29 protein-coding genes are annotated in these 22,192 nt (G+C 68.3%); 27 read left to right on the forward strand and 2 right to left on the reverse strand.

Annotation, left to right across the window (positions count from 1 at the left end; genetic code table 11):
- The first annotated feature begins 52 nt into the window (after positions 1 to 52).
- The 22 genes from D7Y13_RS13860 to D7Y13_RS13965 all read left to right on the forward strand — a co-directional run bounded on the left by D7Y13_RS13860 (position 53) and on the right by D7Y13_RS13965 (position 15,950).
- Positions 53 to 826 carry a phage major capsid protein gene (locus tag D7Y13_RS13860; protein WP_120630695.1) on the forward strand — a complete coding sequence of 258 codons (774 nt, stop codon included), beginning with the start codon at positions 53 to 55 and terminating at the stop codon, positions 824 to 826.
- Positions 760 to 987: a hypothetical protein gene (locus tag D7Y13_RS45200; protein WP_046711606.1), complete on the forward strand. Its 228-nt coding sequence runs from the start codon at positions 760 to 762 to the stop codon at positions 985 to 987. Before D7Y13_RS13860 ends, D7Y13_RS45200 begins: the two co-directional genes overlap by 67 nt.
- 8 nt (positions 988 to 995) lie before the next feature.
- Positions 996 to 1,373, forward strand: coding sequence for a hypothetical protein (locus D7Y13_RS13865; RefSeq protein WP_120582263.1), 378 nt, complete (start codon positions 996 to 998; stop codon positions 1,371 to 1,373).
- A gap of 1 nt (position 1,374) precedes the next feature.
- Positions 1,375 to 2,010: a hypothetical protein gene (locus D7Y13_RS13870; protein WP_120582220.1), complete on the forward strand. Its 636-nt coding sequence runs from the start codon at positions 1,375 to 1,377 to the stop codon at positions 2,008 to 2,010.
- Entirely contained in the window at positions 2,010 to 2,534 is a 525-nt protein-coding gene (locus tag D7Y13_RS13875) for a hypothetical protein (protein ID WP_120582221.1), read from the forward strand. The genes D7Y13_RS13870 and D7Y13_RS13875 overlap by 1 nt, the downstream gene beginning before the upstream one ends.
- Positions 2,531 to 2,824, forward strand: a complete 294-nt coding sequence (locus D7Y13_RS13880; RefSeq protein ID WP_120582222.1) for a hypothetical protein — start codon at positions 2,531 to 2,533, stop codon at positions 2,822 to 2,824. The genes D7Y13_RS13875 and D7Y13_RS13880 overlap by 4 nt, the downstream gene beginning before the upstream one ends.
- On the forward strand, positions 2,821 to 3,465 hold the full coding sequence (locus D7Y13_RS13885) for a hypothetical protein (protein WP_120582223.1): 645 nt from the start codon (positions 2,821 to 2,823) through the stop codon (positions 3,463 to 3,465). The genes D7Y13_RS13880 and D7Y13_RS13885 overlap by 4 nt, the downstream gene beginning before the upstream one ends.
- A gap of 7 nt (positions 3,466 to 3,472) precedes the next feature.
- Complete coding sequence (locus D7Y13_RS13890) at positions 3,473 to 4,078, forward strand: hypothetical protein (protein ID WP_120582224.1); 606 nt, start codon at positions 3,473 to 3,475, stop codon at positions 4,076 to 4,078.
- Entirely contained in the window at positions 4,078 to 4,980 is a 903-nt protein-coding gene (locus D7Y13_RS13895) for an IPT/TIG domain-containing protein (RefSeq protein WP_120582225.1), read from the forward strand. Before D7Y13_RS13890 ends, D7Y13_RS13895 begins: the two co-directional genes overlap by 1 nt.
- Complete coding sequence (locus D7Y13_RS13900; protein WP_120582226.1) at positions 4,977 to 5,306, forward strand: hypothetical protein; 330 nt, start codon at positions 4,977 to 4,979, stop codon at positions 5,304 to 5,306. The genes D7Y13_RS13895 and D7Y13_RS13900 overlap by 4 nt, the downstream gene beginning before the upstream one ends.
- Complete coding sequence (locus D7Y13_RS13905) at positions 5,303 to 6,838, forward strand: phage tail sheath protein (RefSeq protein ID WP_120582227.1); 1,536 nt, start codon at positions 5,303 to 5,305, stop codon at positions 6,836 to 6,838. Before D7Y13_RS13900 ends, D7Y13_RS13905 begins: the two co-directional genes overlap by 4 nt.
- Complete coding sequence (locus D7Y13_RS13910; protein WP_233595273.1) at positions 6,729 to 7,520, forward strand: phage tail sheath family protein; 792 nt, start codon at positions 6,729 to 6,731, stop codon at positions 7,518 to 7,520. Before D7Y13_RS13905 ends, D7Y13_RS13910 begins: the two co-directional genes overlap by 110 nt.
- Positions 7,521 to 7,531: 11 nt before the next feature.
- Positions 7,532 to 7,990, forward strand: a complete 459-nt coding sequence (locus tag D7Y13_RS13915; RefSeq protein ID WP_120582229.1) for a phage tail protein — start codon at positions 7,532 to 7,534, stop codon at positions 7,988 to 7,990.
- 27 nt (positions 7,991 to 8,017) lie between these two features.
- Positions 8,018 to 8,437: a DUF4365 domain-containing protein gene (locus D7Y13_RS13920; RefSeq protein WP_147444167.1), complete on the forward strand. Its 420-nt coding sequence runs from the start codon at positions 8,018 to 8,020 to the stop codon at positions 8,435 to 8,437.
- Positions 8,438 to 8,543: 106 nt separating this feature from the next.
- On the forward strand, positions 8,544 to 9,266 hold the full coding sequence (locus tag D7Y13_RS13925) for a hypothetical protein (RefSeq protein WP_233595274.1): 723 nt from the start codon (positions 8,544 to 8,546) through the stop codon (positions 9,264 to 9,266).
- A 191-nt stretch (positions 9,267 to 9,457) separates the two neighbouring features.
- Positions 9,458 to 12,142, forward strand: a complete 2,685-nt coding sequence (locus D7Y13_RS13935; protein WP_120582233.1) for a phage tail tape measure protein — start codon at positions 9,458 to 9,460, stop codon at positions 12,140 to 12,142.
- 14 nt (positions 12,143 to 12,156) lie between these two features.
- The gene (locus tag D7Y13_RS13940) at positions 12,157 to 12,669 is read left to right on the forward strand and encodes a CIS tube protein (RefSeq protein WP_120582234.1); all 513 of its coding nucleotides are present in this window, start codon (positions 12,157 to 12,159) and stop codon (positions 12,667 to 12,669) included.
- The gene (locus D7Y13_RS13945; RefSeq protein WP_120582235.1) at positions 12,669 to 13,010 is read left to right on the forward strand and encodes a hypothetical protein; all 342 of its coding nucleotides are present in this window, start codon (positions 12,669 to 12,671) and stop codon (positions 13,008 to 13,010) included. Before D7Y13_RS13940 ends, D7Y13_RS13945 begins: the two co-directional genes overlap by 1 nt.
- 29 nt (positions 13,011 to 13,039) lie before the next feature.
- Positions 13,040 to 14,290: a phage late control D family protein gene (locus tag D7Y13_RS13950; protein ID WP_233595275.1), complete on the forward strand. Its 1,251-nt coding sequence runs from the start codon at positions 13,040 to 13,042 to the stop codon at positions 14,288 to 14,290.
- A gap of 10 nt (positions 14,291 to 14,300) precedes the next feature.
- The gene (locus tag D7Y13_RS13955; RefSeq protein ID WP_120582237.1) at positions 14,301 to 14,879 is read left to right on the forward strand and encodes a phage baseplate assembly protein V; all 579 of its coding nucleotides are present in this window, start codon (positions 14,301 to 14,303) and stop codon (positions 14,877 to 14,879) included.
- 8 nt (positions 14,880 to 14,887) lie between these two features.
- A complete protein-coding gene (locus D7Y13_RS13960; RefSeq protein WP_120582238.1) occupies positions 14,888 to 15,562 on the forward strand; it encodes a hypothetical protein in 675 nt (224 codons plus the stop codon).
- Positions 15,563 to 15,572: 10 nt separating this feature from the next.
- Positions 15,573 to 15,950, forward strand: a complete 378-nt coding sequence (locus D7Y13_RS13965; protein ID WP_120582239.1) for a GPW/gp25 family protein — start codon at positions 15,573 to 15,575, stop codon at positions 15,948 to 15,950.
- Between the two features lie 148 nt (positions 15,951 to 16,098).
- On the opposite strand, the gene D7Y13_RS45205 is transcribed toward D7Y13_RS13965, so the two are convergent.
- Positions 16,099 to 17,307: a putative sensor domain DACNV-containing protein gene (locus tag D7Y13_RS45205; protein ID WP_147444168.1), complete on the reverse strand. Its 1,209-nt coding sequence runs from the start codon at positions 17,305 to 17,307 to the stop codon at positions 16,099 to 16,101.
- Between the two features lie 336 nt (positions 17,308 to 17,643).
- Between D7Y13_RS45205 and D7Y13_RS13970 the strand changes: the two genes are divergently transcribed.
- Positions 17,644 to 17,940, forward strand: coding sequence for a hypothetical protein (locus D7Y13_RS13970; RefSeq protein ID WP_233595276.1), 297 nt, complete (start codon positions 17,644 to 17,646; stop codon positions 17,938 to 17,940).
- 3 nt (positions 17,941 to 17,943) lie between these two features.
- Here D7Y13_RS13970 and D7Y13_RS49015 read toward each other — a convergent pair whose 3' ends face one another.
- The gene (locus tag D7Y13_RS49015; protein WP_120582240.1) at positions 17,944 to 18,867 is read right to left on the reverse strand and encodes a glycosyltransferase; all 924 of its coding nucleotides are present in this window, start codon (positions 18,865 to 18,867) and stop codon (positions 17,944 to 17,946) included.
- Positions 18,868 to 19,027: 160 nt separating this feature from the next.
- Here D7Y13_RS49015 and D7Y13_RS13980 point away from each other — a divergent pair, with 160 nt between their 5' ends.
- From D7Y13_RS13980 to D7Y13_RS13995, 4 genes are read left to right on the forward strand one after another with little or no spacing between them, the layout of a single operon-like run.
- Positions 19,028 to 20,557: a baseplate J/gp47 family protein gene (locus D7Y13_RS13980; RefSeq protein ID WP_199732660.1), complete on the forward strand. Its 1,530-nt coding sequence runs from the start codon at positions 19,028 to 19,030 to the stop codon at positions 20,555 to 20,557.
- A 1-nt stretch (position 20,558) separates the two neighbouring features.
- The gene (locus tag D7Y13_RS13985) at positions 20,559 to 21,086 is read left to right on the forward strand and encodes a hypothetical protein (protein WP_120582241.1); all 528 of its coding nucleotides are present in this window, start codon (positions 20,559 to 20,561) and stop codon (positions 21,084 to 21,086) included.
- A gap of 10 nt (positions 21,087 to 21,096) precedes the next feature.
- A complete protein-coding gene (locus D7Y13_RS13990; protein ID WP_120582242.1) occupies positions 21,097 to 21,792 on the forward strand; it encodes a hypothetical protein in 696 nt (231 codons plus the stop codon).
- A 4-nt stretch (positions 21,793 to 21,796) separates the two neighbouring features.
- Positions 21,797 to 22,192, forward strand: coding sequence for a hypothetical protein (locus D7Y13_RS13995; protein ID WP_120582243.1), 396 nt, complete (start codon positions 21,797 to 21,799; stop codon positions 22,190 to 22,192).

Here is a 22,192-nt window from a genome sequence, read left to right on the forward strand (position 1 = left end):
TTCCTCGCCACGATGGATGGCGTGCTGAAGCAGGCCACCAGCAACGTCGTGGATGCGGCCGGCGCGCCCATCAGCAAGGACGTCCTCGGCGACCTGCTCCGACCTCACGGCCGGCGGAGGCGTCCTCCAGCCCGCGCAGGCGCAGAAATTCCTGCGCCTGCTCATCAAGCAATCCGTCCTGCTGCAGCAGTGCACCGTCGTCCCCATGGCGGCCCCCAAGCAGCAGTTCTCCAAGCTGAAGTTCGGGAGCCGAATCTTGCGCCCGGGCCAGGAGGCCACCGCCGTCCCCGCCGCCCAGCGCGTGAAGCCCGACCTCTCCCAGGTGGAGTTGGATGCCAAGCTCTTCAAGGGCGAAGTCAGGCTCAGCGACGAAGTGCTCGAGGACTCCATCGAGCGCGGCGAGCTGCGGCAGACGCTCATGGAGATGCTCGCGGATGCCATCAGCCGCGACATGGAGGAGATCCTCGTCAACGGGGACACGGCCTCGGCGGACCCTTTCCTCGCCACGATGGATGGCGTGCTGAAGCAGGCCACCAGCAACGTCGTGGATGCGGCCGGCGCGCCCATCAGCAAGGACGTCCTCGGCGACCTGCTCAAGTCGCTGCCCTCGGAGCACCTCCGTGACAAAAGCAGTATGGGGTTCCTCTTACCAGCGTCGACGCGGACCTGGACTACCGCAGCACGCTGGCGGAGCGGGCCACTGCTGTCGGCGACAAGTTCCTCGAGGGCGACGCGCCGGTCCTCTACTCGGGCGTCCCGGTGCGCCCCATCCCCCTCTGGCCGGAGAACCTCGGTGCGACGAATGACCGCACGGCCATCCTGCTGACCAACCCCAAGAACATCCACGTCGGCATCTGGCGGCAGATTCGCATCGAGTCGGCGCGCGACATCTCCGAGGGCACGCTGAAGGTGGTGGCCACGCTGCGCTTCGACGCGAAGTTCGCCGAGGAGTCGGGCACGGCCAAGGCCATCAACGTGCAGTTGTGAGGCTCACCATGGACAACACCTATCTCGTCCGACTGAAGGCGTACGACGCGCGCCGGGGCCACGTGCTGCGGCGCTACACGTATGCCGGCATCAAGTTCCAGGAAGAGCGCGGCTGGTACCGGGTGGAGAAGCCCGTGGGGGACTACCTGCGCACCGTGCACCAGTTGCCCGGCGACACCTACTCGCCGCTCGCCTTCGACGTGTGCACGGAGGCCGAGGCGAAGTCCCTCGACGCTACCGAGGCCGACGAGGCCAAGGTGAAGCGCAACGCCAGCGACGAGCTGAAGCTGAGTGCGGCGCGGCCCGCCGGCACGCTGACGACGGAGGACCTCCCGAAGGCCAGCGAGGAGAAGGACACGCGCCGCGCAAAGCGGGAGAAGGACTGACGTGTACGCCACGGTGGCCGACATGCGCGCCGAGGGCGTCACACCGGCCATGGCGGGCGACACCCGCCTGGCCGTCCTCCTCGACGAGGCGACGCGCACCATCGACAAGGTGACGGGGTGGCACTTCGAGCCGCGCTCGGCGACGTTGCACTTCGACGGGCGCGGCACCCCGTCCCTCTGGCTGCCGGTGCCGCCCATCCGCCTCTACCGCCTGGCCCTCTACGGGGCGGACGTGTCCTTCTCCAAGGAGCGCCTGGTGGTGGTGGGCGCTCCGGTGGGCCCAGGCTTCGACGGGCCTCGCCTCACCTTCCGTCATGGCGTGTTCCCGCGTGGCGAGGGCAACGTCACGGTGGGCGCGCGCTGGGGCTACACCGAGGCGGACGGGACGCCCGAGGGGCGCACGCCGCCCGCCATCCGCCGAGCCTGCATGCTCCTCGTCCTGCGCAGCCTCTCGCCCCTGGCGGACGAAGCGTCCCTGGAGGAGCGCACGCGCTGGCGCGTGGTGGAGGAGAGGACGCGCGAGCAGAGCTACCGCCTCGACACTGTCCGCCCCGCGGTGCGGCCTCTCACCGGAGAGCCGGAGGTGGACACCCTCCTCGCCCCCTACGTGAAGCCCTCCTTGCCCGGGGCCGTCTAATGCGGGGCAAGCTCATCTTCCCCTTCCTGGCTGAGCTGCACCGCCTGGACACCGCCGCCATGGCGGCCCCTGGCCCGGGCCCCCATGCCAACGGGTACGACGCGGACTTTCGCGAGCCGGTGCTGGTGGACGCGGACGACGACGGCCTGGCCGAAGCCTTCCGTCGCGAATTTCCGCCCGTGCGTGTCCCCTGCCAGGTGGAGCCGGATGCCTTTGAGTCATTGCGCATGGCCCCTTCCGGCAACAGCCCCAGGACGAGCTTCGAGCTCGTCTTCCACTTCCGCGACTTGGAGCGCCTCGGCCTCGTCGACGCCGCTACTGGGGATGCCCTCATTCGCCCCAGCGACAGGTTGGGGGGCCTCTACGACGTCATGGGCGCACTCGTGCAGGCCGTGAGGACGCCTCCCGGGCTGTACGTCACGGAGGCGCGCCCCACGGGCTTCGGACTCCACCGCCGGAGGCCTCGCAGAAACCTCCTTCTCGTCACCTTCAACGACAGGCCCCAAGCCCGAGGACTCACGTGAAAGCACTGCTACTCGCCCCACTTCTCGCCACCGCCCTCCTCACCCGCTGCCGCGCGCCGGACGGGTGCGCGCCGGTGTCCACGCGCTGCGCCGGCAATGTCGCCGAAATCTGCAACGGCGACGGCAACTGGCAGGTGCTGGCCGACTGCGACGCCGTCAGCGAGCACAGCAACGCCGCCTTCACCTGCGCCTACGTCAACGAGGAGGGCGTCACCGGCCACACGTGCCTGCCCACCACCGTGGACGCCGGCACCGTCGACGCGGGCGTCGAGGAAGGCGGTGTCCTGTGAAGGGCTACCTCCAGGCCCTCCCCGGCGTGGGCACTCTCTTCCAGCGCGGCGAGATTCAACCCGCCGAGGTGTGGGCCTTCTACCAGCACATGCAGACGCGCCTGCGCACCAAGACGGCCAACAAGGCCGACTCCCTCGAGATGCAGCTTGCGGCCCATGCGCTGCAGCGCATGGGCATCCTCGACAGGCAGCGCTTCCTGGAGAAGTACGCCACCACCGTGGGCCGCACCGTCTACCTGCCCTTCGAGGTGGGCGTGCCGAAGGGGGGTTGGGATTTGTGGGCCCAGGTGGTGGTGTGCGTCCACGAGCACCAGCATGTCGTCCAGCACGACGAGGAGGGCCCCAGCTACGAGCTGGCCTACCTCACCAGCGCCTCCTCGCGCGCCCGCTACGAGGCCGAGGCGTACACCTGCAACCTGGAGCTGCACTACTGGCGCTACGGCACCCTGCCCGCCGTGCGCCCCATCGCCGAGGGCCTCAAGCACTACGGCTGCCGACCGGAGGACGTGGAAGTCACCGCCCACACCCTGGCCCTCACCTCGGTGTCCGTCCGCCACGGCGCCGTGGTGAGTGAGGCCACACACGTGGCCCTGGAGTGGCTCAACTCGCACGTCCCCCACCTGCGGGCCAAGCAGGGCTGAGGCGTCCATGGCCGTCTCGCGCACCGGAGACTGGGCACGGGCCCGCCAACTGCTGGCGGCGGGCTCGTCGCGCCTTGAAGGGGCGTTGCAGACGGCCCTGCGCCAGGAGGCGCACGCCCTGCGCAAGGAGGTGGTGCAGGGCCTCACCCAACAGGCGCCAGGTGGCGAGCCACTCCGCCCGCCTTCGCCCCTCACGCTCGCGGCGCGCCAGCTCGCGGGATTCAGCGGGACGAAGGCCCTCCTCGTCTCGGGCGCGCTGCGCAACTCAATCAGTGTCGTCGTGGAGGGCGACGAGGCCTTCATCGGCGTGTCGCGCACCGCGAAGAGCCCAGACGGCGAGTCCCTCGTCGACGTGGCGCAGCTCCAGGAGTACGGGGGCCCACCCGTCGTCATCCCCATGACGCCGAAGATGCGGCGCTACCTCTTCGCGCTGCTGCGCCAGGCCGGCCTGGCCGGCCAGTCGCGTAACAGCGGCAGGGGGCGTGGCGTCATTGTGACGCAGACGCCCGCGCGGCCCTTCCTGCGGCCGGCCTTCGCACGCTTTCGCCAGGGCGCCAGCCGCCGCTTCCTCGCGCGCGTCGCGAAGGAGCTGGGCCTCGGAGGGCACGGGTAATGGCCGTCCCCTCCCTCACCTCCGTGACGCCCTCCTCGGGGCCCACCAGCGGCGGCGACATTCTCCGCCTCGCCGGGACGGGCTTCGCCGCGCGGGTGGCCGTGCGTCTGGGCGGACTGCGCGCGGAGGTGATCTCCGTGCGCCAGCAGTCGGGCGCCTCGCATGTCGACGTGAGGACGCCGCCCCATGAGGCGGGCACCATCGACGTGGAGCTGCTCAACCTCTCCGCGGACGGACGCCCCATTCCAGGCGAGGCCGCCGTCCTCTCGGGGGCGTACCGCTACCTGCGCCCGCGCGTCGCGAAGGAAGCGGACCTCACCCGCCTCGTGCGCACCTTGCTGCGCGAGCTGAAGCGCCAGGTGGTGGCCAACGTCAGCGCCAGCGTCTCCGTCGACTACGACGACACGGTGGCAGACGGCCTCAACGTCATCGCCATGGCCTCGCTGCCCTCCGTGGTGCTGTCAGGCCCCACGATGCGCGAGAGTCGTCGCTACTCCACCAATGTGTTGCACGAGGACGTCGTGCAGGGCCCCTCCGGCGCGGAGCTGGTGCGCAGGCGCCCCGCGTACACGGTGGACCTGGCCTTCACCCTCACGGTGGCCTCCGAGCGCACCGCCGAACTCTTCAACCTCATGGCCGCCGTGGCCACCTTCCTCAACCGCAACCGCTGGCTCTCCATGGCCCGGGACACGGAGGACGCCTCGCGCGGCACCGTCCGCTGGGAAATGGACGCGGACGGCGAGGCGCGCACGCAGCTCGGCAGCCGCGACGACGTGCGCGCCTTCACCTGGGGATTCCTCGTGCGCGGCTTCGACGTGGACGAGGGCCTGCCCCTCGACATCGGCAAGGCCGTCGCCGGCACCCACCTCGAAGCGGACTCTCTCTCCGGAGGCACCTCTTGAGCGTCACCCTCACCAACGCCCTGGGCAGGCTCGCCACCTTCCTCCTGCCCCATGAGTCGTACTGCGTCGCGCGCGGCGAGTGTGCCTGCAGCGTGCAACCAGGCCGTGGCGGCCGGCGCCTGCCCTCCTCCCTCACCCTGGCCACGGGTGTTTCTCTAGAGGACGTGCCCGAGGCCGCGCTCTCCGTGCCCGCGGTGGCGGCTGCCATTCGCCGGGGCGAAATCGCCCTGAAGCGGCAAGCCCCCACGGCCCCGCCGTCGTCGCCCCCCTCTGCCGCGCCGGAGGTGTCGGCGCGCGTGTCCCGCAAGAAGCGAGGTGCCTCGTGAGTCGTGAACTGCTGTCGTCGAAAGTCGTCGTGGAGGAGGAGGAGCCGCGCGTCCGTGGCATCCCCTCAGCGCCCACCTCCGTCGTGGGGGCCGTGGGCCTGGCGGAGCGCGGCCCCATCGGCCAGGCCGTGCTGTGCACCTCCTTCGAGGAGTACCAGGCCACCTTCGGCGGCTTCACGCCGGACTCGGACCTGGCCCTCGCCGCCATGGGTTTCTTCGAGCAGGGCGGCAGCCACTTCTGGGCGGTGCGCACCGTCCACTACGAGGACGCGTCCAACCCCGAGTCGCACACGGCCACGCCTGCTGCGGCAGCCCTCACCACGGGCGGCGGGCCCACGCCCGCCGTCGTGCGCGGCACCTTGCGTCCCCCCTTCACCCTGGCCAACGGCCAGCGCCTGGAGGTGTCCGCCAACGGCGCCGAGGCGGTGGACGTCGTCTTCTCCGGCACCGCGGCTTCCGTCTCCGCGGGCCGCCCCGGCCCCTACACCCTCACCGCCGAGCAGTCGCTCCGGGTGCGCGTCGACGATGGCCGGGACGTCTTCATCCCCTTCAGCGAGGAGGACTTCGGCGACATCACCCAGGCCACTGCCCAGGAGGTGGCCGCCGTCCTCAACGCGGGACTCATCGGCGGACGCGCCACCGTGGAGGCCGGTGTGCTGAGAATCGCCAGCGACACCCAGGGCGCCTCCAGTCGCCTGGAGGTGGGCGACGCGGTGGCCAACACCGTCTTCGGCTTCGCGGGCGGCCCGCAGGTGGGGAGCGGCAACGTCCAGAGCCTGCGCGCTGTCGAGTTGGCCGAGGTGCGCGCCCTCGTGGAGGCGGCGGTGGCGGGTGTCCGCGTGGCACCGTCCTCCCTGGGGGCCCTGCAGTTGCTCACCCAGTCCACGGGGGCTGGTGCCTCCTTGCGTGTGCAGGGAGACGCGGGCTTCGGCCTCGGACTCGACGCGCTCCTGCACACGGGCGACGCCTCCGGCGCCACCGACGTCCTCCACCTGGAGGCCAGGGATGCAGGCGCCTACGCCAACCGCCTCGAGGTGGAGGTGCGGCTCCCGACGAATGGCGCTCCCGACACCTTCGACGTCCTCGTCCTCGAGGACGGCGCCTACCGCGAGTCCTTCCCCAACCTCTCCTCGGCCCGGGGCGACGCACGCTACGTCGAGCGCGTCCTCAATGACGAGCGCACCGGCTCCACCTACGTCCGGGCCTTCATGGTGCAACCGGACGCGCTTCCGGACGAGCAGACGGTGGCCCTCTCGGGCGGCGCGGACGGCCTCGTCGGCCTGGACGACACGGACTTCATCGGCTCCGAGGCCGGCCGGAGCGGCCTTTTACGCGCTCGACGAAGTGCAGGACCTCTCCCTCCTCCTGGTGCCTGGGCGCGCCACGCCCGCCGTCCACAACGCTATGGTGCGCTACTGCGAGGTGGCGCGCGACGGCCTCGTCTTCGCCGTCCTCGACTCGCCCGCGGGCTACAGCGCCACGGACATCGTCTCCTACGTCTCGCAGGAGGCCGCCCTCGAAGGGCTCTCTGAGCACGCGGCCCTCTACTGGCCCCGCGTCAAGGTGCTCAATCCCGCCCGCGGCGTCTTCGGCAACCTGGAGCAGCTCGTCATCCCGCCCTCCGGCATCATCGCCGGCGTCTTCGCGCGCAACGACGGCGCGCGCCCCGGTGGTGTGTATGAAGCGCCCGCGGGCATCGAATCCGGGCGCATGTTCGGCGTCCTGGGCTTCGAGTCCAAGGAGTGCCTCGACGAGAAGAAGCGGGACATCGTCTACCCACGCCGCATCAACCCGCTCACCACGGGGCCTGGCCTGCCGCGCTTCATCGACGGCAGCCGCACGCTGAAGGCCAGCGGCAACTTCCCCTACGTCGCCGAGCGGCGCGGGGTGTCCTTCATCGAGAAGAGCCTCAAGTCGGGCCTGCAGTTCGCGAGGCACCGCAACAACACCGAGGGGCTGCGCGCTCAGGTGCGGCGCTCCATTGCCGCCTTCCTCCTCGCGCAGATGAAGAACGGGGCCTTCCGCAGCCAGGAGCCCGCCAAGGCCTTCTTCGTCGACGTCTCGGACTCGCTCAATCCGCCGTCCGTGGTCTTCGCCGGCAAACTGGTGGCGCGCATCGGGCTCGCCACCAACAAGCCGGCCGAGTTCATCGTCCTGCGCATCGCCCAGGACACCCGCGCCCTCGAAGCCGAGCTGGCTTCGGCGGGCTTGTAAGGAGCCTGGCCATGGCCATCATCGGACAGCCGCGCAGCTTCCATAAGCGCTTCAAGTTCCTCTGTGAGGCTGACGGCCTCGGGCACTCCGGTTTCCAGAAGTGCTCCGAGCTGTCCGTCGAGGTCGCCAACGTCCAATACTTCGAGGGCGGCAGCCTCATCCCCAACAAGTCCCCGGGGCGCCTCACCTTCTCCGACGTCACCCTCGAGCGCGGCGCCACGCAGGACCACGAACTCTTCGACTGGTTCCAGGACGTCGTGCACACCACCAGCGGCCTGGGCCTGCCGGACAGCCTCTACAAGCGCAACCTCGACATCGTCCAGCAAGACAGGGACGGCACCACGCTGCGTCGGTGGAGCCTCTCCCGGGCCTGGCCGGTGAAGTTCGTCGCGGGTGAGTGGGACAACGAGTCGGACGAGAACGTCATCGAGTCCGTCACCCTCACCTACGACTTCTTCGAGTTGACTTGACCAAGCGTAGGAGCCTCATGCTCGCGCATGCCCAACATGCGTACTCGTCGAGGCAAGGCTGCTGAACTGCAAGTCATCGGAATGCTCACCCAGGCCGGGTTCGACTGCTACCTGACGGTCGTTGATGATCAGGGGATCGACGCTGTGATTCGCGTCGAGCACCCCGCTGGTCCACGCTATTACGACATTCAGGTCAAGAGCAGCCTCAGCTTTAACAACATCCGTGGAGGAATCGCGGCCCTGGGCAAACGTCCCAACGCCCTCCTGATGCTCTTCAACTCCAGCACACAAGAACTCCTGTGGCTCAACGCCAAGGACATCAGCCGCCGGTTCCCCGCCCGAGGCTCAACCTGGGGTGACGTGTTCCTGAACGCGTCGCTCGTCGAAGAGCTGCGGGAAGAGGGACGCAATAGCCTCGACGCCCTTCGCGAGCTGCTCGCCAAGTAGTCGATGTCCCCGATTTGCCGTCCGATGCCTTTGTCCTTCCCGGAGGCAGGACGACATGGCGGACATCATCTCATGCCCCTCGGGGCTGACGGGCCGTATTCGGGGAATGCGAGTGCGGGAAGAGCGCGTCCTCGCGGACAGGAAGCTGGCGAAGAGCGGCGGCCAGGTGGACGAGTTGCTCTCCGCGTGCTGGGAAGAGCTGCTGGAGGCGGGCCCCTACGCCTTCGCCGATGGGAAGGTGGATTGGGGCCAGGTGCTGCAGGGAGACCGCTTCTTCGCCCTCCTTCAGGTGCGCGTCCTCACCTACGGCCCCGAGTACGTCTTCGCCGTCCCCTGTCAGGCTGCCTCCTGCCGAGCCCGCATCGACTGGGAGCTGGACTTGACGCAGCTCCCGGTGCGCGCCCTCTCGGACGCCAGCCGCGCGGCCTTCACGGCTGGCAACCGCTTCGAGACGACGCTGCCCGACGCCGGAAAGCGCGTGCGCTTCAGGCTGTTGACGGGAGAGGACGAGCGGCGGCTGCCGCAGCTCCAGCGCGCGGCGCCTGAGAAGCTGCTGTCCTCCGTCCTCGCCTACCGGGTGCTGGACGTTGACGGCGTGGATGCGCGTGACAAGCGCCGCTTCCTCGAGGACCTCACGCTGCGTGACGCCGACTACCTCGTCGACGAGTTTGACGCCGTCGACTGCGGCGTGGACACGACGCTCGAAGTCGAGTGCCCCGAGTGCTTCATGCGCCAGGAGGTGGAGCTCCCTTTCGACCGGGGCTTCTTCCTCCCGGGGACGCAGCGGACAGCGAGGCGCCGGGAGCGCTCCACCTCTTCCCCGGCGTGACGCTGGAGATGTGGCGCGAGGGCCTCTTCAACCTGTGCTGGCACCAGCACGGCGGCAGCGGCCTCGCAGCTCCCCTCGGCGACGCATTGGAGCTGCCCACCTCGGACAGGGACTGGCTCCTCGAGCGCATCGGCCAGCAACGCAGTCGCGAGGCGAGGGCCTTGGAGAAGTCCGCGAAGCGGAGGTAGCGCGTGCTCAACAACCTCGGCCTGGGCTTCGTCTTCACGGCGAGGGACTTGGCTTCCGGAGTTTTCACCCAGCTCGAGGTGAACTTCACGCGCCTGGACAAGCGAGTGGGGTTGGGCACCGCGCGCATTGAGGGCGCCTTCCAGCGGCTCGGCATCGCCATGGCCCTCTTCACCGCGGGGGCCGTCACCATCGGCGCGTCGCTGTCCCTCGCCAACGCCGCCGGTGAGTTCGAGCAGGCCGTGGCGGGCGTGGCCGCCGTCTCCGGCGCCTCGGCGGAGGAGCTGCGGCAGCTACGTGACGCCGCCCTCGAAGCAAGCCTCTCCACGCAATTCACACCCACCGAGTCCGTGCTGGGCCTGCGCGAGCTCACCCAGGCCGGCTTCACCGCCGCAGAGGCCATGAAGCTGCTGGAGCCCGTCCTGGATTTGGCCGGAGGCTCGCTGGGGGAGTTGACGCCCCAGGGTGCGGCCGGCCTCGCGTCGCAGGCGATGAAGGCCTTCGGCATCTCCACCGACAAGGCCTCCCTCTCCGTCGACCAGATGCTCCAGGCCGTCAACGTCTTCGCCCTCAGCGCCAATGAGCTGCCCCTGGCCCTGGGCACCGCTGCCCGAGGCGCGCAGGCACTCAACCAGGAACTGCCCGAGACGCTCATCGCCCTGGGCCTCGTGAAGAATGTCGTCCCTGGCGTGGAGCGTGCGTCCACCGCCGTGGCCGTCGCCATGGAGCGCATGGCGGACCCGGAGGTGCAGCAGCGGTTGCGCGGCGTCGGGGTCGCCGTCACGGACGCTGGCGGCAACTTCCTCAGCTTCCTCGGCATCCTCGACAAGCTGTCCCCAGCCCTCAGCCGCATGACGGAGGCGCAGCGCAGCGCCTTCCTGCTGAAGACATTCGGCCGCGAGGCGCTCGGCGGTGTGAACGCCATCCTCACGCAGCTCACCGACGGCGTTCGCAAGCAAACCGGCGAAGTCGTCCGAGGTGCCGCGGCGCTTGAGTACCTGCGCGATGAGTTCACGAATGCAGGCGGGACAGCCGAGAAGTTCCGCCAGCAGATGTTGGACACCTACGAGGGGCAGAAGAAGCTGCTGGCCGGACGCATGACGGCGCTGGCCATCGTCCTGGGGGGGCCGTTCGACGAGGTGTTGAAGCCCCTCGTCGCCCTCGTCGCCGACGCTGTGAATCAGGTGCTGGGTGTCTTCCAGGCCCTGCCTGGCCCGGTGAAGCGCGTCCTCGCGGCCTTCACCTTGGCGGCCGGGAGTGTCATCGCCCTCGTCGGCGCTGTCATCTCCGGCCAGGTGAGCCTGGCGCTGATGGTGGTGGGCCTCAAGGTGCTGGGCCTCACACTGGGCGGCCTCCTGGCCACGGTGCTTCCGGCCGTGGGCGCTGTCGTCCTCCTGGGCGTCGCCGTGGCCGGCCTCGCCTACGCCTTCCGTCACAACCTCGGGGGCCTGGGCGACTTCGCGCGGCGTGTGCAGGAGCAGGTGACGCTCGCCTTCCGCGGCCTCGTCCAGCTCTTCGAGGACGGCGGCTTCTCCGGCGCTGTGCGCGAGGAGCTGGGCCGCGCTGAAAACGCCGGCCTGAAGGACTTCCTCATCAACCTCTACCTGTGGGGCCATCGCATCCACAGCTTCTTCTCGGGCCTCGCCGACGGCTTCTCGGCCGGCCTGGAAGCAGCGCGGCCCACCCTCGACGCCTTCCAAGCGACGCTGCAACGGGTGGGCGAGGCCATGGGCTTCTTGTCCGAGAGGGACGACGCGGCCACCGCCGCCGCGAAGTTCGCCGCCTTCGGCGATGCGGGGGCCACGGTGGGACGCGCCCTCGCCCGCGTCTTCGACTTCGTCGTCATGGGCATGACGGCCGGTGCAGAGGTGGCGGAAGGCCTGGCGGGGCAATGGCACTACATGAAGGCCGGCGTCGACGTCCTCCTGGGCAGCCTGGCGCACCTGGGCCGCGTCCTCGGCGGGGCACTCTCGGGCCTTTTTGGCACCACCTCCGCTGTGCAGCAGGGCACCAGTGGGTGGACGCTCATGGGGGAAGCCCTCGGGTTTGCCATCGGCAACATCACCACCGTCATTGGCGTGTTGGTGTCCGCCGTCTCCCTCGTGGTGTCGGTGGTGGGGGGCATCCTCAACGCGGCCCTGGCGGCCTTCTCCGGCATCATCGACGTCTTCTGGGGCGTGGTGTTGACGCTGAGCGGAGCCCTCACCGGCAACTGGGCCGAGGCGTGGACGGGCCTGAAGCTCATCGTCTTCGGCGTCGTGGACGCCATCTCCGGCGTCCTCCTGGAGTTGGTGGGCACCATTCTGGGCGTGGTGGACGCAGTGGCGAGCCTCTTCGGTAAGGACACGGGCCTGCAGCAGTCCCTGCGGACGGCCCGCCTCAGCCTCCACCGGGACTTGTCAGTCGCCTTCGGCCTCAAGGACTCCACCGGCACCGCCGCCGGGCCCGTCACCTCGGTGGACTCCTCCTCGTCAGTGGAGTGGCCCCTGGAGTCCTCGTCCATGCCAGCAGTGGCCGCCCTCCAGGCCTCCTTGCCCCAGGCGGAGGTGCTCTCTTCGCAGCCGGACGCGCCTCCCGCCGCGCCCGTCCTCGTGAGTGTCCAGGTGGACGGAGAGGTGCTCGCCCAGGCCACGGCGCGCGCCGAGAGGGACTCCGCCTCCCGCAGCTTCTCCCCCATGGCGTCTTACTGAAAGGCAGGCCCCACGTGTCCTTCGCTGCTGGCCTCGCCCGACCTCCTCGCTGCGTGCTGGTGAATGTCCTCACCGGCGAGGCCATGGACTGCCTCTTCAACCCCACGCAGCTCACCGAGAAGCTTCAGGTGAATTGGAACCGCCTGGCCGTGCCGGGCCTCTCCCACCAGGTGCTCCAGTTTCAGGGCACCTCCAACCGGCAGCTCTCGGGCGTCGAGTTCTACCTGGACGCATTCTTCGCCGCCCAGCAGGCCGACACGTCCAGCGTCATGGCGTTCCGCGCCTTCGTCCGCGCTCTCACCGTGCCCCCGGCCGGTACCGAGGGCGTGCTGGCGACGGCACCACCGCGCGTCCTCGTCCTCTGGCCCGGCGTCCTCACCGTGGAGTGCGTCGTCGCCAGCGTGGAGTTCCAGTACCGCCAGCTCGCCGTCGACGGCCGCGTGCTCGTCTACACCGCCACCGTCACCTTCGAGGAGGTGTTGGACACCCGCGTCACCTCCGAGCAGCTCCGCCAGGAGGTGCCGTAGTGGCCCCTCACGCCGGCAGCCGCTACTCCTTCTCTCTCGGCCTCCGGGGCGAGGCTGGCCACCTCTTCCTCAGCGAGAGGGTCCCCTACGGCTTCCAGCCGCACGCGGACACGCGCGTCCACCTCGTCGCCGAGGGCGACTCCCTCTGGGGGCTGGCCGGCCGCTACTTCGCGCCCCTCCCGCGCGCCTGCGGCTTCTGGTGGGCGATTGCGGACTTCCAGCCGGAGCCCATCATCGACGCGACGCTGGAGCTGGAGGCGGGGCGGCGCGTCTACATCCCCTCGCTGCGCGTCCTCACCGACGTCATCCTCAGCGAGCAGCGGCGGAGGGCCAGCGAGTGACGCGGCCCCTCGACAGGACTGCGCCTGGCGTGCGCCTCACGCTGCTGGCACACGAGCGGGCCCGCGGCGGTGAGCCCCTCTCCCTTGAGGGCCGCGTCCTCGGCCTCACCTTCGAGGACTCCGCGACGAAGGCCGACAAGCTGTCCCTCCAGTTGGACAACTTTGACTTGTCCGTCTTCGACAGGGCGGAACTGGTGGGCGGCGCGGTGCTGGAGGTGTCCTGGGGCTACCCAGGCCTCATGGCGCCTCCGCGGCGAGTGGTGGTGAAGAAGCTGAAGGGCTTTCAGGTGCTCACCGTCGAGGGACAGGCCCTCAGCGCCCTCATGCACCGCGAAGCGAAGACGCGCACCTGGAAGGGCAAGACGCGCGCCCAGGTAGTGCGCGAGGTGGCCGCCGAGCACGGCTACGAGGAGGACTCCGCACACGTCGAGGACACCGGCGAGTCCTTCGACACCATCCACCAGGCCGGGGAGACGGACGCGAGGTTCCTCCGGCGCCTGGCCGCGCGGGAGGAGTTCCAGTTCCACGTCGACGACAGGGGCCTCACCTTCGGCCCGCGCAACCAGGCCGCCGCGCCCACCCATGTGCTGTGGTGGTACGCCGACTCAGGCCTGGGCGACATCCTCTCGGTCAACGTCGAGTCGGAGCTGGGCCGCCGAGTGGGCAAGGTGGACGTGCGTGGCCGGGACGCCATGTCCAAGAAGAACATCGAAGCCCAGGCGAGCAGTGGCACCGTGGAGCGCACCACCCTCGCGGACTTCCTCGAGGTGGTTGACAAGCGCACGGGCACCACGTCGCTGCAGCTTCGCAACAGCACCACCAGCGTCCAGCCCACTTCGGCATCGACACCTGCTCAAGCCCAGCGCGAATCCGAGGCCCGCTTCCGACGCGCAGAGGCCGGCACCGTGAAGCTGTCGCTCCAGGTAGTGGGCAACCCCAGCTTGCGCGCGAAGTCCGTCGTGGAGGTGCGCGGCATCTCCAGCTTCCTGTCCGGGAAGTACTACGTCACCGAGGCGAAGCACGTCCTCTCCTCCTCCGGCTACACCACCGACTTGAAGCTGTCGCGTGACGGCACGGGGCAGCGTCAGCAAGCCAGCGCCGAGAAGCAGGGCCAGCCCCAGGGTGGACAGCCCAACACCAGCGCACCCAAGACGACTGGGGCGCTGAAGGAAGTGGAGGCATTCGAGCGGGACACCGGCGCCCGGTACATCGAGTACCGCCGTGACGGGCAACCCATCGGTGTCGAGGACCCCGAAGCCGGAATGAGTCTCCCCAGGTAGCGAGCCCACCATGAGCACCTTCGACGACGACATCCTCGCCCACGACACACGCCTGCTCGGCATGTACGTGGGCTACGTCACCAGCCGCGACGACGGGGAGCAGCTCAGCCGCGTCCGCGTGTGCATCCCCGGTGTCCTCGAGCCCGAGTCCGCCTGGGCCTGGCCCCTGGGCACCTCCGGGGGCGGCGCCAAGGACACGGGCTTCTTCGCGGTGCCGCACGTGGGCGCCGAGGTGGCTGTCTTCTTTAACCAAGGCGACATCGACACCCCCTACTACCTCAGCGCGCACTGGGGGAAGCCGGGCGGACAGAGCGAGGTGCCCGAAGAAGCCCAGGTGTCTCCGCCCGACAACCGCGTCCTCGCCACGCCCACGTTCCGCGTCGAACTCGATGAGTCCGCGGGCCACCGCAAGCTGAAGCTCACCAACAGGAAGACGGGCGACTGCCTCACCTTCGACGCAGAGGAAAACACCGTCACCTTGGAAGCCACCACCGCCCTCACTCTGCGCGCGGTGGGCGCCATCTCCCTGGAGGCAGCCCAGGTCACCATCGCCGGCCGCGTCGTGCGCCCCATCGCCGAGCCGATTTGAGGAAGCCCATGGCGCTGCCCATCTGCATCCACATCCCCCCGCTTCCCGAGGCGCCTACCCTCACCCTGCCTGGCGGCGCCACCTTGCAGCACCACCAGCTCCTGCAGGCTGTCCAGCCGGCACTCGCGCCGCTCACGCCCCTCTTCGACATCATTGGCGCGGTGCTGGCCCTCGTCGAAGTCGTGAAGACCATCCCGGACGCGCTGGGGCCTCCGCCGGATCCGACAGCCATCGCCGCAGCCCTGCCGAATCTGGCTGAGAAGGTGTCCAAGCTGCTCCGCCTCGTCCCCCAGCTCTCAGTGCCGTACACGGTGGTGGGCGTCATCGACATCGTCCTGGGCGAGTTGGGCCATGCCCGTGGCCAGCTCCTCCACCTGCAACTGCGCTTGTCGAGCGTGGCCCGGGCCCGGCTGCGTGCCGTCCAGCTTGGGGATGCGGGACTCCTGGCGGTTGCCGGCTGCGCAGAGACCAACGTCGCGCAGGAGGCCGTCAACGTCGGCAAGGCCCTGGCCGCCCTCTCCCAGCTCATGGTTCTCCTCAACGTCTTCCTGGAGCTGGTGGGCGGCCCCCAGGTGCCGGATTTCTCCAGCCTTGAGGGCAGCGCGCTGGAAGAAGCCATTGCGCCCCTCGACGCCATCGTCCGCACGTTGCAGCAGGTGCGCGCAGCCATCCCCATTCCGTGAGGCAGGCGTCATGAGTCGGGCCCCCCAGAATCTCCTCGTCCCCTTCCGCAGAGACAGAAAGCGGGACTTCGCCGCGGGCACTGGAGCCGAGCTGCTCGCCTCGAAGGTGCGGCAGGTGCTGCTGACGGAAGGCGCCACGCCCCACTCCACCGGCGAGTTGCCCTGGCGCACCAGCTTCGGGGCCGGACTCTCGCGGCTTCGGCACCAGCACAACGACACCGTGCTGGCGGAGCTGGCGCGCGTGTACGTCCGTGACGCCCTCGTGCGCTGGCTGCATAGCATTCACCTAGTCCAGGTCGATGTCGAGCAAGAGGCGTCCAAGGTGACTCTAAGGGTCCGCATTAGCGAGCGAGACACGACCGTGACCGTAGGAATCCCCCTGGCCTGAATTCATCCCCGAGACCACCCTCGAGACAGGATGGCTTCGCTCAACAAGGGCGCATCAGCCTCAATACACAGAGCCAACCACACACGTGGACGCCTCTCATCTATACGACAAAGCGACCGCACCAAAGGCCGAATAGCCGAACCCTCTTTCACAACCTGAAAGGCCACATAACGACCTTACCCTCGACCTTCATAAAGCAACGAAGCGGGCCGTCAGCCGACGACAGGATGGCTATGCGTCCCTCTTCCTTCTCAACAAACGACGCAGCCGCACGATGACGTGATCCATGGTGCCGCCTGTAGACAGCTCCCGCTGCTCCGTACACGTCGGAGGCTTCGTAAATCAGAGGGGCGCTCTCCGACACAACCTCATATTGGGCCCCATAGACTCGGAAACAGGGGCCAATGAGAACGGCGTTATCGACAGCACTAAACCGGCCAACAACATCGACCCAGGCATCGAGCTCTTGTCGAGCAGCATCAAGTTCTACATCACCGCCCTCCCCTGAGTTGCGACCATGAGCCAAATCGTCCTCAACTGAAGAGGCAAGGCGGTGAACCTTCGATATCGCGCGGAGCAGAACCTCTTCATCATCAACGTGGAGCTTGACGCGCTCCAAGTCATCATCGGTGATTTCAGACGGAAGAAATAGAAGAAGCCCGCCGTGCTGTGTTCGATTCATAGACTCAGTCAAGGAGCGGATGATCTCAATTGGGCTTGGGCCGAACATTGAGGTTCGCCCGGAGTCAGGTCCCATTAGCTCCCGAGATGCCTCGCTGAGGGCGCCAGCTACAACAGTTGAATTGAAGATATCTGGTGGCGACGGTACAACCGCGCCTCTTTCATATCGGAACACTTCGATGCCGCCAATTTCGATGGTGACAACACCAGGCGCCTCCGCTTTGAGCACCCATGAGCGTCCTCCTCTTGAGCGTGGACGTAATCGAGCGACACCTTCGATGTAGAACTGCCCCCTCTCCTGGCCTACAACCAACATTGACTTGCCAAACTCAGTGACAGGCGATGTCTTGGCGAGATTCGCAACATCTAAAACGCGCCGTCCAAAGGGGAGTACCTCCCACGCGAGACCATTGGGGTCCTTCTTCCAGATAGACGACAGAGGCAAATCGTGCTCACGTTCGCCTTTGAGGCCGAGGGTTCCGCGAGCGTGCCAAGCGACAGCCACTTGAGTTGGTTCCTTTTCCTCGGTAGCCAAGCTTGCAAAGAAAAGAACCGCCGCGACGCGGACGATTGCGTCGGGCTCCTCAACTAGGCTCGGAAGCAAGTGAGGGCGAACTGTCGGAGGCGGCCATTTCTTCAGCCAGTCGCCGAGGGCTTCATCTATGAACTGCGTCATGGGACCTTCGCTTGCCTGTAACGGGGAGCGCACTTTGTCAGTCTGCATTCCAGCTATCCTACTAAGCAACAGGGCTGTGGTGTTGCACCGCCGGCTAGCAGGTGGCTACTCGTTTCTGTTGGAAATACCAAGCACACCTCAGCCCATTCTCATTTGACGGAGGGGCCGTTTTCCCGCAGGACGTAGGCGAAGCCTTCGAGCGCACATCGCAAGCAGCATCAGATTGCTAGACTGGGCCACGACCACGCACGGTCGACACAGGAGCATGGCGAGACTCAATGTCCCCGAGAGTAACTCGCTGAAGGCTTTTGCCTCCGACTGGAGGCCTTCGTCGACGTGTCACTTCTTCCCGGGTCCACCGACTACACCCACCGCGACTTCGACGCCCTGCGCGCGCGTCTCGTGGCGCTGGTGAAGAGCGTCTTCCCGGAGTGGACGGCCTTCGACGTCGCCAGCTTCGGCAACCTCCTCCTGGAGATGCACGCCTTCATCGGCGACGTCCTCGGCTTCTACCAGGACACCTCGCCCGCAAGGCCTGACTCTCCACTGCCACCTAGCGCCGCAACGTCATCGCCCTGGCGCGCATGCTGGGCTACCGGCTTTACGGCGCCCAGGCGGCCACGGTCGAGATGATTCTCAGTCCCCCCACAGAGAACCTTTGGAAGGAGGCTTGGTGCCGTGGCCTCCAAGGAGCCATCCCGCACCGAGCGCCACGAACGCGATCCCAGCTAGCAGAAAATTCTCTGGCCTACGCAACAACGGCAGGAATGGTCTCGGGCTGAAGAAATCTCCGGCGGACTCCGGTTGCCCTTCCGCCAGCATTCGATTGCCTCGTCCATACCTGAGAAAGCGTCTGACGAAGGCGCGCATTGAAGGCTCGAAGTCATGAGCCACACTGGCGTCAGCACACCACCTCAACGCCCCTATCTGAGACAGCCGCAGGCCCAGGTCTACGTCCTCCCCGGCAGCAAGAGGGAAACGCTCTCCAAACCCGCCTATGCGCTCCAATGTGTCCCGGTGCACGAGGCAATTCGCCGAAATGAGGTACTGAGGGCGGCCATCTTCGGTCCAAGCCATGGGACGGAGGACGCCCTGACTCTCGTAGTAACTCGACAGCCAGTCCGTTCCCATCGCACGGACGGCACCCTGGACAGCTACCTCTCCCCTCCACCCTGTCGCGAAGCTAGCTGGCCACCCGGCAGCAGGCAGACAGTCCGAGTCAAGGAAGGCCACCCACGGCCCCTTCGCTGCGCGCCACCCCACGTTGCGAGCGCATGCTGGCCCACGACCTCCCCCCTGGAGGATGCGAACCTCCTCAGCCACGAACTCAACAGGCACCCGAGAGGCGTCATCCACAACGATGAGCTCTAGCGGCCGTTGGTCTTCACCAAGTCCTCGCCACCAAGTTCCCAACCGAGCGAGTCCATGTGGGTTGTCACGAACAGGGACGACGACGGAGATGCTCTTCAATCGGGGCGCCTCCTCCAGCCCGAGCGTGGAGACAGCAACAGCGGCAACAGGAAGTCCACGAGGACGGCGACTGAAGAGGGCAAGTGTCATGTCGCCAATGAGTCTGTCCGCCCCACAGAAAACATAGAAGCGGGAGAATTGCCGAGTCCCCTCCGACTCACTGTCTTGCCGCGGCGGCGGCGGCGGCGGCGCCGCCCGCAGCCATCTGTGATGTCCCCGAAGCCTTCTCGCCCAAGGCCTTTGTCTCCCGGTGGAGGCCTTCGCCGACGTGCCACTTCTTCCCGCGTCCACCGACTACACCCACCGCGACTTCGACGCTTTGCGCGCGCGCCTCGTGGCGCTCGTGAAGAGCGTCTTCCCGGAGTGGACGGACTTCGACGTTGCCAGCTTCGGCAACGTCCTTCTGGAGATGCACGCCTTCATCGGCGACGTCCTCGGCTTCTACCAGGACAACCTCGCCCGTGAGTCACGCCTCTCCACCGCCACCCAGCGCCGCAACGTCATCGCCCTGGCGCGCATGCTGGGCTACCGGCTTCATGGTGCCCAGGCGGCCACGGCCGAGGTGGAGCTGCGCGTGGCCCAGCCTCCCGCAGCCCCTGTCACCTTCCCCGCCGGCATCGTCGTCCGCACGCAGGAGGTGACAGAGGCCGTCCGCTTCCAGCTCCTCTCGTCCGTCACCATTCCGGCCGGCGCCAACCCGCCGCGCGTCCTCGCTGTGGCTGAGCACTCGAAGACGCACACCCAGCTCTTCGATGCCCGCGGCCTCGCCGACTTCGAAGCGCACCTGGACTTCGCCCCCTACCTCGACGGCTCCGCCCGCGTGTCCACCGCCCAGGGAGCCTTCACCGAGGTGGACACCTTCCTCAACTCCCGCGCCTCCGACGCCCACTTCCTCGTCAGCGTGGACCAAGGAGACAGGGCCACCGTCCGCTTCGGCAACGGCACCAACGGCCTGCCGCCCGCTGGCACCGTGGCGGTGGTGTACAAGACGGGCGGCGGCGCGGCGGGCAACGTGGACGCAGGTCGCCTCGTCGTCGTCGAGGGCAGCTTCAGGGACGCCCACGGCCACGCGGTGCAGGTGTCCGTCCACAACCCCGCCCCCGCCTCGGGTGGCGCGGACAGGCAGACGGTGGCCTCCGCGAAGCTGCTGGCCCCCGAGAGCCTCCGGGCATTGACGCGCACCGTCTCCCGCGAGGACTTCGAAATCAACGCCCGGCGCCTGCCCGGCGTAGCGCGCGCCCTCATGCTGACGTCCAACGAGGACGCCACCATTGGGGAGAATGCCGGCATCCTCTACGTGGTGCCCCAGGGCGGCGGAGTCCCCACGCCCGCGCTCAAGGCCCAGGTGCTGCGGCAGGTGACGGAAGTCTACCCCTGCACCCTCACCTTCCAGGTGGCAGTCCAGGAGCCGGTGTACCGGCGCGTGGACGTCTCCGCGCGCCTCTTCCTGCGCCAGGGCGCTTCGGCCCAGGACGTCTCCGCGCGCGTCCGCCAGGCGCTCGCCGCCTACTTCCGCGTCAGCGAGCCGGACGGCACGCCCAACCCGCGCATCGACTTCGGCTTCAACCTCAAGGACGCCCAGGGCTTCCCCGCCGGGGAAGTGGCCTGGTCCGACGTCTTCAACGTCATCCGCGATGTGCCCGGAGTGCGGAAGCTGGGCGACGCGCGAATGGACCTGGCACTCAACGGCCTGCCCGCGGATGTGAAGCTGACGGTGCGGGAGCTGCCGGTGCTGGGCAGCGTCACGCTCCAGGACGGCGATACCGGGGGAATGCTCTGACATGGCCCTCCTCAACCCCAGCTTCGAGGACGCGGGCGCTCGGCCCGGCGAGGCTGCGCACTGGACGCTGACGGCGGTGACGCGCCTCGAAGCCCTGGCGGACTTCGGTGTGCCGGAGGAGTCCTGCGAGGACTTCGAGCGCTGGTACGTCTGGCGCGCCGTCCTCTCCGACGTCTCCGTGGCCCTCGCCTTCTTCTCCGGGCAGCGCGAGGCCTTCGAAGCCTTCTCTTGGGGCTGGGACAACGACGGCTTCCTCTTCGAGCTGCCGCCCGCACAGTTCGTCCCGCACGGCTTCGAGGGGAACGTCGTCGAGACGTGGGGCCAGGGGCCCTTCCTCACTGACTGGGTGGACGCAGCTTCCGTGGAGGGCCTCTTCAGCGAGTCGCCGCAGGAGGACTTCGAGCAGCACTGGCACACCAACGAGACCTACGCCTGGCGCTGGGAGGACGTGACGGCGCGCGTGGCCCGCTTCAACACCACGCAGCCAACCGAGGACTTCGACACCGGGTGGCCCACGGCCACCACGTAGTGAGGACACCATGGCACTCGCAGACTGGACTTACCTCAACGGCGGACTGGACATCGCCACCGTGGACAGGGGCGTGACGGCGGGCATTGCCCGTCCCCCGGGCGGCGGCACCTTCCTCTTCGCCTTCAACTCGCTCACCGCCGCCCAGGGCGCGGTCGCCCTCTTCGCCAACCTGCCGGACTTCGCCCCCATGGCCAAGGGCGGCAGCATCCGCGGCTGCCTCCAGCGCGGGTCCGGCGGCGGCCCCACCGGCTTCTCCCCCTTCCTCTTCCTCTGCGGCCAGGGCACCTCCGTCAACGACTCCGCCTACCTCCTGGGCCTTTCCGACGACGAGCCGCACCGGGTGGTGCTGCGCAAGGGCGCGGTGGCCACGGGCCTGCCCGACGCGGATGGGCCCGGTGTCCTGCTGAAGTCCTCGGCCAGCTTCACCCAGGGCAACTGGCTGCACCTGCGGCTGGACGTCGTCGTCAACGCCAACGGCGATGTCGTCCTCAAGGCCCTCCAGAACGACCTGGCCGCGCACCCGCTCGGCACGCCTCCCGACTGGCAGCCCGTGCCGGGCATGGTCGACTTCATCGACGACGCCCTCGGTATCAACTCCGGCAGCCAGCCCCTCACCTCCGGCCGCGGCGGCTTCGGCTTCGCGGTGCGGGACGTCACGCGCCGGGCCTACTTCGACTCGCTCGAGCTCTCCCGGCAGGTGTGAAGCCATGGCCCTCACCGCCTTCACCAGTCGCCTGGGCCTGGGGCAGGGCCGCATTCGGCCCCAGCGGGCAACGCCTGCCTCGGGCGAGTACCTCTTCGTGCTCGGAGACGAGGAGCCTGGGCGCCGCTTCGAGCTGGCCCCCGGGGACTTTGCCGAGGTGACGCAAGCCGTGGACGTCACTGGCGTGGACCTGGTCCGCACCGCATTGCGCCTCCGTGTGCCTCCAGGCGCCCCGGCGGGCCTGGCCTGGGAAGCGTCCCTCGTCGTGGACGGGGTGAAATACGCCCGCTGCCTCGGGCGCCCCGGCCGCGAGCGCCTCATCAGGGACATGGCCGCCAATGTCTCGAAGCTCTCCGGTGTCCACACGGTGGGCGTCCACCTGGAGCTCGTCTCCCCGTGA

The organism is Corallococcus praedator (assembly GCF_003612125.1).
Classification (GTDB): domain Bacteria; phylum Myxococcota; class Myxococcia; order Myxococcales; family Myxococcaceae; genus Corallococcus; species Corallococcus praedator.

Bases quoted from the DNA above. Each gene is read 5' to 3' on its own strand.
- D7Y13_RS13915 (WP_120582229.1), top strand. From the start codon at position 7,532: ATGGCCATCATCGGACAGCCGCGCAGCTTCCATAAGCGCTTCAAGTTC.
- D7Y13_RS13965 (WP_120582239.1), top strand. From the start codon at position 15,573: ATGAGTCGGGCCCCCCAGAATCTCCTCGTCCCCTTCCGCAGAGACAGA.
- D7Y13_RS13990 (WP_120582242.1), top strand. From the start codon at position 21,097: ATGGCACTCGCAGACTGGACTTACCTCAACGGCGGACTGGACATCGCC.
- D7Y13_RS13995 (WP_120582243.1), top strand. From the start codon at position 21,797: ATGGCCCTCACCGCCTTCACCAGTCGCCTGGGCCTGGGGCAGGGCCGC.
- D7Y13_RS13960 (WP_120582238.1), top strand. From the start codon at position 14,888: ATGGCGCTGCCCATCTGCATCCACATCCCCCCGCTTCCCGAGGCGCCT.
- D7Y13_RS13865 (WP_120582263.1), top strand. From the start codon at position 996: ATGGACAACACCTATCTCGTCCGACTGAAGGCGTACGACGCGCGCCGG.
- D7Y13_RS13985 (WP_120582241.1), top strand. From the start codon at position 20,559: ATGGCCCTCCTCAACCCCAGCTTCGAGGACGCGGGCGCTCGGCCCGGC.
- D7Y13_RS13860 (WP_120630695.1), top strand. From the start codon at position 53: ATGCGGCCGGCGCGCCCATCAGCAAGGACGTCCTCGGCGACCTGCTCC.
- D7Y13_RS13920 (WP_147444167.1), top strand. From the start codon at position 8,018: ATGCCCAACATGCGTACTCGTCGAGGCAAGGCTGCTGAACTGCAAGTC.
- D7Y13_RS13955 (WP_120582237.1), top strand. From the start codon at position 14,301: ATGAGCACCTTCGACGACGACATCCTCGCCCACGACACACGCCTGCTC.
- D7Y13_RS13875 (WP_120582221.1), top strand. From the start codon at position 2,010: ATGCGGGGCAAGCTCATCTTCCCCTTCCTGGCTGAGCTGCACCGCCTG.
- D7Y13_RS13925 (WP_233595274.1), top strand. From the start codon at position 8,544: ATGCGAGTGCGGGAAGAGCGCGTCCTCGCGGACAGGAAGCTGGCGAAG.
- D7Y13_RS49015 (WP_120582240.1), bottom strand. From the start codon at position 18,867: ATGACACTTGCCCTCTTCAGTCGCCGTCCTCGTGGACTTCCTGTTGCC.
- D7Y13_RS13890 (WP_120582224.1), top strand. From the start codon at position 3,473: ATGGCCGTCTCGCGCACCGGAGACTGGGCACGGGCCCGCCAACTGCTG.
- D7Y13_RS45205 (WP_147444168.1), bottom strand. From the start codon at position 17,307: ATGACGCAGTTCATAGATGAAGCCCTCGGCGACTGGCTGAAGAAATGG.
- D7Y13_RS13895 (WP_120582225.1), top strand. From the start codon at position 4,078: ATGGCCGTCCCCTCCCTCACCTCCGTGACGCCCTCCTCGGGGCCCACC.